The sequence below is a fragment of the Bacillus sp. SA1-12 genome, assembly GCF_000981385.1.
Lineage (GTDB): Bacteria > Bacillota > Bacilli > Bacillales > Bacillaceae > Metabacillus.
The window spans coordinates 1-1,046 of record NZ_LATZ01000081.1; the positions used below are offsets into that span (position 1 = coordinate 1).

Consider the following 1,046-nt stretch of genomic DNA (forward strand, 5'->3'; position numbering starts at 1 on the left):
AGATATCAGCAGATGTAACAGATGATGAAGCAGGGGTTAGTAGGGTAGTTGTTCATTATATAAATCCAAACGCTCATCCAAACGCTTATCTTATAGAGATTCCCCTCAACTATAACTCTACAACCAGAAAATATGAGGGGACCTATAACGTTGAGAAGGATAATGGTGAAGGTGAATGGAAAATAGATCGCATTTATTTATATGACAAAAAAGGTAATTACGATTACCAAAAATTAAGTAATTACAATATTACTATAGGCTCACCGCCTGTAACAAAAATAGAACTGCAATCTTCTTCACCAAAGGTTAATGAATGGTACTCTAGTGATGTCAATGTTTCATTAAATGCGACTGATGATCAATCGGGAGTTGCTAAAACATTATATAAACTAAATAATGGTGATTGGAACCAGTATACGATTGCATTCGAATTACAAAACGAAGGCATTCATACGATTGAATATAAGAGTATCGACAAAGCCGGGAATGAAGAAGAAGTGAAAAGTGAATTAGTTAAAATAGATAAAACGGCACCAACTTTAAATGTTTCTTTTGATCAATCAGTTATCACAGATAGAAACCACCAGTTAGTTCCGATAAAGGCTTCAGTCGAAGCAGACGACAATTTATCTGGGGTTGGTTCATATGAATTGGTATCGATTGTAAGTAATCAAAAGGATAACGTAAAAGGCGATGGAAACACGACTCAAGATATACAAGGTGCTGAATTCGGTACATCCGATACAAACTTCTTAGTACGCGCTGAAAGAAGTGGCAGTGAAGACCGTATTTATACCGTTACCTATAAAGCAACCGATAATGCCGGAAACACAGTTACTACTTCTCAAGATATTGTGGTGAAACACGATAATTCCAAGTAAAAATACAAAATGGGCAGTTATACCTGAATGGTATTACTGCTTTTTTAAGTGCGCCCAGCATGGGTGTAATCTATAGGGTGAAAGTCCCGAACTGTGAAGACAGAAGTAACAGTTAGCCTAACACAAGGGTGTCTATGGTGACATGGAATCTGAAGGAAGTGAGCG

At 37.0% G+C, this 1,046-nt stretch carries 1 protein-coding gene; it reads left to right on the plus strand.

Annotated elements, in window-relative coordinates; genetic code table 11:
- Positions 1-881: Ig-like domain repeat protein (locus WQ54_RS34330; protein ID WP_046585969.1), on the plus strand; the 881-nt coding region annotated here is incomplete at its 5' end.
- Between the last annotated feature and the right edge of the window lie 165 nt (positions 882-1,046).